7 protein-coding genes are annotated in these 9,036 nt (G+C 69.5%); 2 read left to right on the top strand and 5 right to left on the bottom strand.

From position 1 onward, the window contains the following. Positions 1-205: 205 nt before the first annotated feature. Positions 206-802: a TetR/AcrR family transcriptional regulator gene (locus tag ACIBJF_RS50055; RefSeq protein WP_399184558.1), complete on the bottom strand. Its 597-nt coding sequence runs from the start codon at positions 800-802 to the stop codon at positions 206-208. A gap of 85 nt (positions 803-887) precedes the next feature. On the opposite strand from ACIBJF_RS50055, the gene ACIBJF_RS50050 reads away from it, so the two are divergent. Then, positions 888-1,262, top strand: coding sequence for a Hint domain-containing protein (locus ACIBJF_RS50050; RefSeq protein ID WP_399184557.1), 375 nt, complete (start codon positions 888-890; stop codon positions 1,260-1,262). A gap of 510 nt (positions 1,263-1,772) precedes the next feature. Here ACIBJF_RS50050 and tgmB read toward each other — a convergent pair. The 4 genes from tgmB to ACIBJF_RS50030 all read right to left on the bottom strand — a co-directional run bounded on the left by tgmB (position 1,773) and on the right by ACIBJF_RS50030 (position 7,774). Continuing rightward, positions 1,773-2,705 (bottom strand): ATP-grasp ribosomal peptide maturase, encoded by a 933-nt coding sequence (gene tgmB, locus ACIBJF_RS50045; RefSeq protein ID WP_399184556.1) that lies wholly within the window; start codon positions 2,703-2,705, stop codon positions 1,773-1,775. A 34-nt stretch (positions 2,706-2,739) separates the two neighbouring features. Then, the gene (gene tgmA, locus ACIBJF_RS50040; RefSeq protein ID WP_356314845.1) at positions 2,740-2,931 is read right to left on the bottom strand and encodes a putative ATP-grasp-modified RiPP; all 192 of its coding nucleotides are present in this window, start codon (positions 2,929-2,931) and stop codon (positions 2,740-2,742) included. Between the two features lie 1,588 nt (positions 2,932-4,519). Then, entirely contained in the window at positions 4,520-4,894 is a 375-nt protein-coding gene (locus ACIBJF_RS50035) for a hypothetical protein (RefSeq protein ID WP_399184555.1), read from the bottom strand. A 477-nt stretch (positions 4,895-5,371) separates the two neighbouring features. Next, on the bottom strand, positions 5,372-7,774 hold the full coding sequence (locus ACIBJF_RS50030) for a SpoIIE family protein phosphatase (RefSeq protein ID WP_399184554.1): 2,403 nt from the start codon (positions 7,772-7,774) through the stop codon (positions 5,372-5,374). 359 nt (positions 7,775-8,133) lie between these two features. Between ACIBJF_RS50030 and ACIBJF_RS50025 the strand changes: the two genes are divergently transcribed. Beyond that, complete coding sequence (locus tag ACIBJF_RS50025) at positions 8,134-8,685, top strand: TetR/AcrR family transcriptional regulator (RefSeq protein WP_399184559.1); 552 nt, start codon at positions 8,134-8,136, stop codon at positions 8,683-8,685. Positions 8,686-9,036: the final 351 nt, after the last annotated feature.

Below are 9,036 nucleotides of genomic sequence, written 5' to 3'. Positions count from 1 at the left end.
GATCGACAAACATGCCGATCATGGCAGGCCTGCACACTCACCATCACCGTTTCACGGATTTCCCAACGGAGTCCTTCAGGGAGGGGAGCCTTCAAACCCTTGCCCTACAGGCCGGTCCGACCGGGCGGGCACCTCCCCACTCCAGCCTGACTCCCGCCCCAGGAACCCGCACGTCAGCCAACGCTTTCGCCGACCGGCCAGGGAATTACCCGTTGTCGAGCCTGGGCAGCTGACGCAGCGCGGTGCGTCCGATCTGCAGGAGGGCCGCGGTGTCCATGTTGGTCTTCGCGAGGAACTCGATGCCCTGCAGCGCAGCAAGCAGCAGTCGGCCCAGCTCCCGTGCGTCTGCGCCCGGATCCAGCGCACCCGCTTGCTGCGCCTCCTGCACGCAGTCGACGAGAAGGTCCTCGACACGCTGGTACGTCGCCCGAGCCAGGGCGACCACCTCGGGATCCTGCCCACGGAGCTCCGAGGCGCTGTTGACCATGAAACAGCCTCGGCGCTGGGCATCTCCGCCGTAGCTGTGCGCGACACCCTCGAACAGGCGCGCCAGGCGCTCCATGGCGGTGCCGGACCCGGCAAGGACCTGCTGGATGTGACTGATCTGCTCGGTGCAGTAGCTGTTCAGCAGGTTCAGGAAAAGCTGACGCTTGTCGCCGAACGCGCCGTACAGGCTGCCCTTGCCGAGGCCGGTGACGGCGACCAGATCTCCCAGCGTCGTGGCGGCATAGCCACGGTTCCAGAACTGCTCACGCGCCGCATCCAGCACTCTGTTCTCGTCGAAGCTCCGTGGACGCGCCATTCAGCCACCCTACCCGTTCTTTACTTATCGGTCCATATCGTCCGCTGACGCCGAGACGCTGGCGGACATCGAGCACCAGGTCGAGGTGCACGAGGAGGCGCGGACGGCCTGCCGGGTCAACAGCTTCCCCGACACCACCCAGGTGGTCCTCGCCGACGGCAGTCACAAGGCGCTGCGTGACGTGCGCCTCGGTGACCTGCTGCTGGCCACCGACCCGGCGACCGGACGCGCACAGGGCGAGCCGGTCACCCGCACCTTCCACCACACCACCGTCGACCTGGTCGACGTCGATCTCACCGATGGCGGGCGCCTCACCAGCACACCCGGACACCGCTTCTACGTCACCGGCCACGGCTGGCCCCTGGCATCCGACCTGCGGCCGGGAGACCCACTGTGCAGTCCGGACGGAACCGTCCGCACCGTGGCCGCACTGCAGGACCGGCACCAGGCCATGGTCTGAGTTCTAGTGGTCGTTGCAACACCTCACCCACCCATGAGGGCCGGGCCCCCTTCCCTGCACAGCCCGGTGGATTCTGGTTCCGGGTCCCAAACGTGCTCGGGAAGGAGGCCCGGCCCTCATAGAGTCAGCTCAGAGGTGGGTCGGTCGGTGCTCATCGCGTCATCCGCCGGCACCCCGCCGACGCGGATGAACTAACACCCGCCTGCCGCACCGCGGCCGGCAGCCGGACGCGAGGCGCAGAAGGACACCGCCAGACCCGCGGGGACGGCCTGCGCAGTGGGGCACCCGGCTCTGGGCAAGAGGAGATTGGGCTCCGCGGGCCGTCCGGCGCGCCCGCTGCACGCGATCCGGTTGCGCACGACCCTCGATCGGTTGCGAAGACCGATTGCGCAGCGGCCAGCCGGGCCTGCGCAGCCGGGCTGCGCAGGCGACACCGCACCGTGCTGGTCAGGCGTGGTCGGCCCGACCGTGGCCTCGCTCGCAGCACGAGCTATCTGCTTGAAGTGCGTTCTAGGTCGGGGGTGGCTGGGAGAGCCACTCGGCGATCGCGTCCGAGATCGGTTGCCCGGTGGTCAGCTCGATGAAGCCGAACTGGCCACCCTGGTTGCACTCCAGGAACCACCAGACGCCGTCCTCGTCCTCGGCGAAGTCGAAGGCGGCGTAGGCCAGTTGGGTGATGCGGAGGTACTCACGCACCGGCCCGCCGATTTGCGGCGGCACGGGTGTGGCCTGCCAGGTGTGCCCGGTGTCGCCGTAGCGTCCGTCGACCTGGTCGGGCTCGGCCGTCTTCCGGGCGGCGAACAGCCGGGTGCCGACGCAGGTCAGCCGGATGTCGGCGCGCTTGGGCACGTACCGCTGGAGCAGCGCCGGACCGGCCGCGACGGCGGAGAAGTCCGCGTCGGGCCGGATCAGCGTGGTGGGCAGGTCCAGCGCGGGATTGCCGCGCGGCGGCCCCGAGGCGGACTTCACCACGACGTCCCCGTGCTCCTCGGCGAACTGACGTGCCAGGCGCGGTGAGGTGGTGAAGACGGTCGGCGGTACGGCGAGGCCGCTGCGATGGGCGACCCTCAACTGCCAGGGTTTCAGGCGGGCCTGCTCCGCGTGGCGCGGGTGGTTCATCCAGCGGGCGGCGGTGGAGTGCAGCATGCCGTAGAACGCCTGACGGCTCTCGGCGGTCAGCCACGGCGAGGGCTGCGCCGCATGCGCGGCCGGTTGGCCGGGCCGGCGCAGCCACACGGACCGCAGGCCCCGCATGCTGAGCACATGGCCGCCCACCGACAGGTGGCCGTCGAAGTCGCCGTGCGCGTAGCCGGCGGACAGCACGGCCTTGCCCGGCAGGTCGGCGGGGTCCAGCCGCATCACGGGGGTGCCCGTCTCGTGCAGCCTGGCCACCACCATGTCGGCGGTCACGTCCTCCTCGGAGGTGAGGATCAGTACGGTCATGCGCTTGCGGGATGGTCCGTTCGGTCGCGGAGGGTCAGTCGTCGAAGTGGGTCGCGGAACCGGCCGTCGAGGTGGTCGTGCCGGCCGCCAGGAGCAGCTCCGGGTCGCTGACCGCCGGGCGGCCGTCGGGGAGCACGTTCAGCTGGAGCGAGGCGTCGTAGCGGTACGGCGGCAGTTGGGCCGTCATGTTTTTGGGGGCGGTGTAGTTGAGAGTGAAGGGGCGCACGTGAAACCTCCAAGGTCGTCCATCACTTGCCTACGTTCTCTACACATATGCAACGGACGGGGCGTCACATCTGTCACACCAGACACGACAATCGCAGCTGTCATCTACGTCACACCGGCCGGCCTGCTTCGGCTCCGCGAACAGCCGCCGTGCCTTCTCCGCGTCCCGGCGCACGGCGCTGTCCTTGGAAGTGCTGATGGAGCGGTCGGACACGGGGACGGTGAGGTGTCTGCCCTCGCCGGCCGAGACGCCGCGCATGGCCTGGAACAGGCATACGAGGGTCGGCAGATCTGTTTGCTTATCGACGACGAGGGTGCGCAGCGCCGCGCTCAGCAGGGATAAGTGCGCAGCAGATCGAGGACACGACACTTGCGTCGGCACACGGCCCCCCGGGCCGACGACCGTCGCACGGCCACGTGGCGCGCGGCTGCTGAACCCGCACCTCCTATTCGCAGACGGGTGCCGGGCGGGTCTGCCGGATGTCTGCGCAGCGCGTCACCCGGGCCTGCGCAAACAGAAGACCAAGACCCCTCGGGGTGCGACTGCGCAGCCGCGACGCGCAGCACAGCTGCGCCGGATCCTTTGCCGGTTGCGCAGCCTGATCGCGCAACGTCCGTCCGGGGCTGCGCAACCGCTGCGCACCGGGGGATACAGAGGGCGTGGTCGCCCGACCATGACCCCGACCCCGGCGGCCAGACAGCTACGTTCCCCGAGCGTGACAGATGGTCGGGGTCAGCGGGTGAGCTGACGGCATGGCACACCCGCACGCCCGTGCACCGGGGCCCGCCGACCGCCCCGCCCCGGCGGGAGCGGTGCGCTGCCCTGGCCACCGCGGGCAGGCGCTGAGACCCAGTGTGGTCATCCGGTGCGGGATGCCGAGCAGCAGGGTGCTGCTGTGGGCGACGATGGCTGTGGCACAGATGGCGAGGGGCCGGCCCGGCGGCGCGGGGCCGGCGCGGGCGTCACCGGAGCCACCTGCCTGTACGCCGTCTACGACCCGGCTGCCGGGGGCGCACCGCGTCCCCTTCAACGAGGCCGTGGCCTTCCCGACCACACGGGGACATCACCTGGCCCTTGCCGCTTGACGCGTTCTCCGCATCGGATGTCTTCTTCGCCCCGTCGCAGCGGCGGGAGTCGCGGCCGACGGTCTCGGAGGCTTTGACGCTCTGGGAGTCGACGACCGCGGCCACGGCCTGCGGGGGCTTGCTGCTGGAGAGACGGACGGCTCGCCGGAGCTGGTCACGGATGAGGCTGACGGCGCCCGCGGCGGCCCAGCGCCGGGCGAATCCATAGACTGTGCGCGATTTAGCGCGGCCGCCTCGCGCGCCGAACTCGCTCTGGCGATCGGCATCACCGCGCCGCATGGCAGCGTTCGGCTCACCACCCCCGACCGCCTTCAGACACGCCGGATAGAACTTGGACTTCATGGGCCAGGCCCGCTCCACCGTGTGCGGACCGCGGCAGACGGGATGGGAGCCGAGAGGGCGATGGGCAGAAGGGAAGCGAGTGCAGCTGGACCGTGGACCTCATGAGAGTGTGCTGAGGGAGTCGACCCGCCCTTGGTTGCAGGCACGTTCATCTGCCACGATCATCCGTGGTCAACCTTTCGAGGGTCGCACGCCGAATGGGCCTCCTCCACCACCTGATGGGTCCGGCGGTCGGGTGCGGAATGCTGTTGGCTGTAGGTCTCGAACACCGAGTGCGCAAGGTCGACTGCGGCGAGATCCCCCAGGCCCGGTACGAGGACGTCCGCGAGGTCCTGCGCGGTGCGCACGACGTCCAGCGAGCCTCCCACCTGCTCGGCCACCTTGCGGGCGAGATCCAGATGACGGCGAGCATGCAGCCCCTCGGTGCTGTCGATGTACAGGGCCGCGACCCCAGTGGGGCGTCCTCGGGCATCCTCCAGACGGAAGGCGGACAGCGACAGCGCGTGCCTCCGCGCCGGATCGTGCCGCCAGGTCACGTGCTGTTCCCTGCGTTACCACCGGCGCCCCCCTCTCGAGCACCTGGAGGAGCACTGTCTCGAGCTCCTCGGCGTCCTCGGCGCAGAGCACGTCGTACAGCCGAGTGCCGGGCTGTACGTGACCGCCGTCGGGAGTGTCCGGTATCGCGTTCGTCTGCAGAGGGCGCCGTCGCCGACTGCGGGCACGTAGTGGCGTGCGCGGGGTGCTCCCATCCCGTCCACCGTCGACCCAGGCAGAGCCGAGCAGACGCGGCCCAGGGGCGTCAAGGTCGTTCGTACAGTGGCGCGCTCCACCTTGACGCCCCTGACCCGCGCCCGCTCCACGGTGTGTGGGTCGACGGCGGACGGGATGGGAGCTGAGGATGGTGGTGGGTTAAGGCAAGGGAACGGGCCCGCCTAAAACGTCGCGCTGGCGGATGCGGTCGCGGACGTCGGGTGATCATGGCTTGGTGGTCTCGGAAGGCCGAGCCCCGCTCCTCACCGGGCAACGGCCTTGGGGAGTAGATCCTGTTCGGCCCAGACGACCTTGCCGTCCGCTGCGGAGCGGGAGCCCCACCTGCGGGACAGCTGCGCGACCAGATGGAGGCCGCGGCCGTTCTCGTCGAGGGTGCGGGGATGGCGGGGACGCGGGTGGCCGGTGTTGGTGTCGAAGACTTCACAGGTCAGGACTTGGTGCTGGATGAGCCGCAGGCGGACCGGCCCGCCGCCGTAGCGGATGGCGTTGGTGACCAGTTCACTGACGATCTGCTCCACCGGGATCACGAGATGCTCCAGTGCCCATTCCCTGAGCTGACGGGTGGCCAGGTGCCGGGCAGTGCAGACGGCGGCCGGCTCGTTCGGCAGTTCCCAGGAGGCGATCGGGGTGGGTTCGAGTGCACGAGTACGCGCCAGGAGCAAGGTGACATCGTCGGGCTGTGCCTGGGTCGGCAGGGTCTCGATCACCTGTGAGCAGAGCTCTTGGAGCGATGAACCGGGGTGTGCCAGGGCAGCGCCCAAGCGGTTCATGCCGACGTCGAGGTCGTGGTCACGGGACTCGACCAGGCCGTCGGAGTAGAGCGCGAGGACACTTCCCTCGGGCAGTTCCAGTGCCACCGACTCGAAGGCGAGCACCCCGAGACCGAGGCCGAGCGGGGCTCCGGCGGGCATGTCGGGGAAGGTGACATGACCCTGCGGGTCGATGATCGCGGGCGGGGGGTGCCCGGCCCGCGCCATGGTGCACCGTCGGGTGACGGGGTCGTAGACGGCGTACAGACAGGTGGCGCCCACCACCGCGGGGGCCTGGTCGGGGTCGGCGTCGTCCTCGTTCTCGTCGTTCAGTCGTCGGACCGTGTCGTCGAGGTGTGCCAGCAGTTCGTCGGGGGGCAGGTCGATGTCCGCGAGTGTGCGTACGGCGGTGCGGAGTCTGCCCATGGTGGCCGCGGCGTTGATGCCGTGTCCGACCACGTCGCCGACGACGAGGGCGACTCGGGCACCGGACAGCGCGATCACGTCGAACCAGTCTCCTCCCACGCCGTGATCCATGTCGGCCGGCACGTAGCGCGAGGCGACCTCGACTGCGACCCCGCCTCGCACCCGGAGGGGGAGGAGGTCGCGCTGCAGGGTGAGGGCGGCGGAGCGTTCGCGCGCGTACTGGAGCGCGTTGTCCAGACTGAGCGCGGCCCGGGTGACGAGTTCCTCGGCCAGGAGAAGGTCGTCCTCCTGGAAGGGTGCCTGTTCCGCGGAGCGGCCGAACAGCGCCAGTCCCAGCACGCAGCGTCGCGCCCGGATGGGGACGACCATCAAGGAATGGACGCCGCTGTCACGCACCTTCTTCGCCCGCTCCGGGTCGTGGTGGACCCACGGGCCGAGATGGGCCTCCATGTCCAGCACCGGTATCAGGCGGGACATTCCCGTGCGCAGTACGTCGGCGAAGGGCGAGGCCGGGTGGACGTGGATCACCTCCTCGCGCGCCCAGGGAAGTTCCAGGATCCCCAGGTCGACGGAGGCCAGACCGGCACGGCGCAGCGCGGGAGGGCGGCCGTTCGCCGTGCCGATTCGCGCCGAGGACTGCAGGGCGAACGGAACCGACTCCACCAGGTCGACGAGGGCGTGGTCGGCCAGCAGGGGCACGGTGAGGTCGGCCAGTTCCTGCCCGGTCTGCATGATGTCGAGGGTGCTGCCGATGCGCGTGCTGGCTTCGCTGAGGATGGCAAGGCGCTCGCGTGCCCGTCGGTTGCCGGTGACGTCCACGCTCATGGAGCACACCCCCAGTGGCTCGCCGTCCGCGTCCTGGAGGCAGAAGTACGAGGCCGAGAACACGTGCTCCCGGCGCTGAGCGGTCGGCGGCCACGCCCGGTACTCGTGGACCATGGTGGTGCCGCTCTCCAGCACCTGCTGCATCACCGCCTCGAGGGCTTCGGCCTCGAAACCGGGCAGCGAATCCTTCAGGCGGGAACCGAGCCGTCGGTCACGGGGAACCCCGTCGCAGAGCTCCATGGCGTCGTTCACCCAGGTGCAGCGCAGCTGCGGGTCACGGACGACGATGCCGATCGGCGTGTGGGCAAGGAGCGAGTCCCGCAACGGCTCATGGGTCGTCTCCGAGGACAGGGTGCCGATGTCGGTCACGGACACCAGCCACCGAGTGCCGGCGTCCTGTCCCCGCAGCAGTGAGACACGCAGAGTCATCTTGAGCTCGTGACCTTCGCGGTGGCGGACGGCCACGGGCCCGGACCAGCCGCCCCGGGCCCGGCACTGCTCGCCGTGCACCTGAGCGCGCACGCCGTCCTCGGCCGACGCCAGCACCTGTGCGGCGGACCGGCCCACCACCTCGCGGGCCGAGTACCCCACGAGCTGCTCGGCGGCATGCGTCCAGCCGACCACCGTTCCCGAGGCATCGATCATCGTATGGCAGCGTCGGGTGTCTCGCGGGACCTCACCTGCTTGGCGAGCGGGGTGTGGACAGTGTTCGTCATGTGGTTCCTCCGTCGGAGACCTCGTGGCGGGCGGAGCGGGCCGTCGACGTGACATGTCGTCGGGTTATCTGCCCATTTCTGATGAAATAATCAGACATAAGGGGGTGCTCGTCAAGACTCACTCAGTAGTGATGGATCGATCAGTTGCGCTCGTCGAAGCAGTGCGATGATGGATTCATCACAACTGCCGGAATTATCGTGGTGCGCTCAGATGTCAGCCTCACTCACGAACCGATTCGAACGCCGTCGGGCTGATACCCGGCAGGCACTCGTCCGCGCAGCCCGGGGATCCTGGCCGAATCCGGCGACACCGGCGCCAGCATTCGGGCCATCGCCGAGCGCGCGGGCGTCGGCTTCGGCTCCTTCTGCAACCACTTCACGTGCAAGCCGGACCTGTTCGCCGCGGCCGTAGCCGATGCGCTGGAGGAGTACGGCCAGGCCATCGACGCACGCCTGCACGGCGTCGCCGATCCCGCCGAGCGCCTCGCCGGCGGCTTGCGGCTCAGTGCACGCCTGGCCGACTCGCACTCGGAAATCATGCGGATCCTGCGTCACGGCGAGCTCGGCCGCATAGGCACCGGCCATGGACTGGCCCCGCGCGCGAGGCGCGACATGGAGCAGGGCATGATGTCGGGTCGCTTCGCCGTGGTCGATCCGGTCATCGCCCTGACGGTGCTCAACGGCAGCCTGATGGGCCTGCTGGAGCTCTGGTTCAACCGGGCCGAGGCCGATATCCACGATGCCGCGGACACCATGGCGCGGATGCTCCTGCACGTGCTCGGTCTGCCACCGGACGAGGCCTGCGAGGTCGCCCGACGTCCTCTGCCCGCTGCGGCCTGATTCCCGGACTCTGCGCCGACATCGTCGTGCGACAGGCCGGGCGGGGATGCCGCTGCCGGCACACACCCGCACGCAAAGTTCCTGCACGCGTCACAGAAATCCGACCCGGCGCCTCACGCCGCCGCTGCGGACACCACAGGCCGATCCGCTGGTCGTCGCCCCGCTCGGTGAGATCGTGCACGCCGCTCCGGAGCCAGGGGCGATGAGGCGAATCCCGGCGCGGTCGACCACATTCGCCGAGGACTGCCCGGGATCCGAGCAATGCTCAAGACCTGTGGATCGAGCTCGGGGAGCATGCGAAGGGCGTACCTTCCCGAGTGATCGATTGATGGTCATCGAGTAGGCCGGTGT

This window comes from Streptomyces sp. NPDC050743, from assembly GCF_044456925.1.
GTDB lineage: Bacteria > Actinomycetota > Actinomycetes > Streptomycetales > Streptomycetaceae > Streptomyces.
This window is presented reverse-complemented; position numbering and strand designations above follow the sequence as displayed.

Excerpts from the sequence above, each read along its gene's own strand:
- ACIBJF_RS50055 (WP_399184558.1), bottom strand. The coding sequence starts at position 802 with ATGGCGCGTCCACGGAGCTTCGACGAGAACAGAGTGCTGGATGCGGCG.
- tgmB (WP_399184556.1), bottom strand. The coding sequence starts at position 2,705 with ATGACCGTACTGATCCTCACCTCCGAGGAGGACGTGACCGCCGACATG.
- ACIBJF_RS50030 (WP_399184554.1), bottom strand. The coding sequence starts at position 7,774 with ATGATCGATGCCTCGGGAACGGTGGTCGGCTGGACGCATGCCGCCGAG.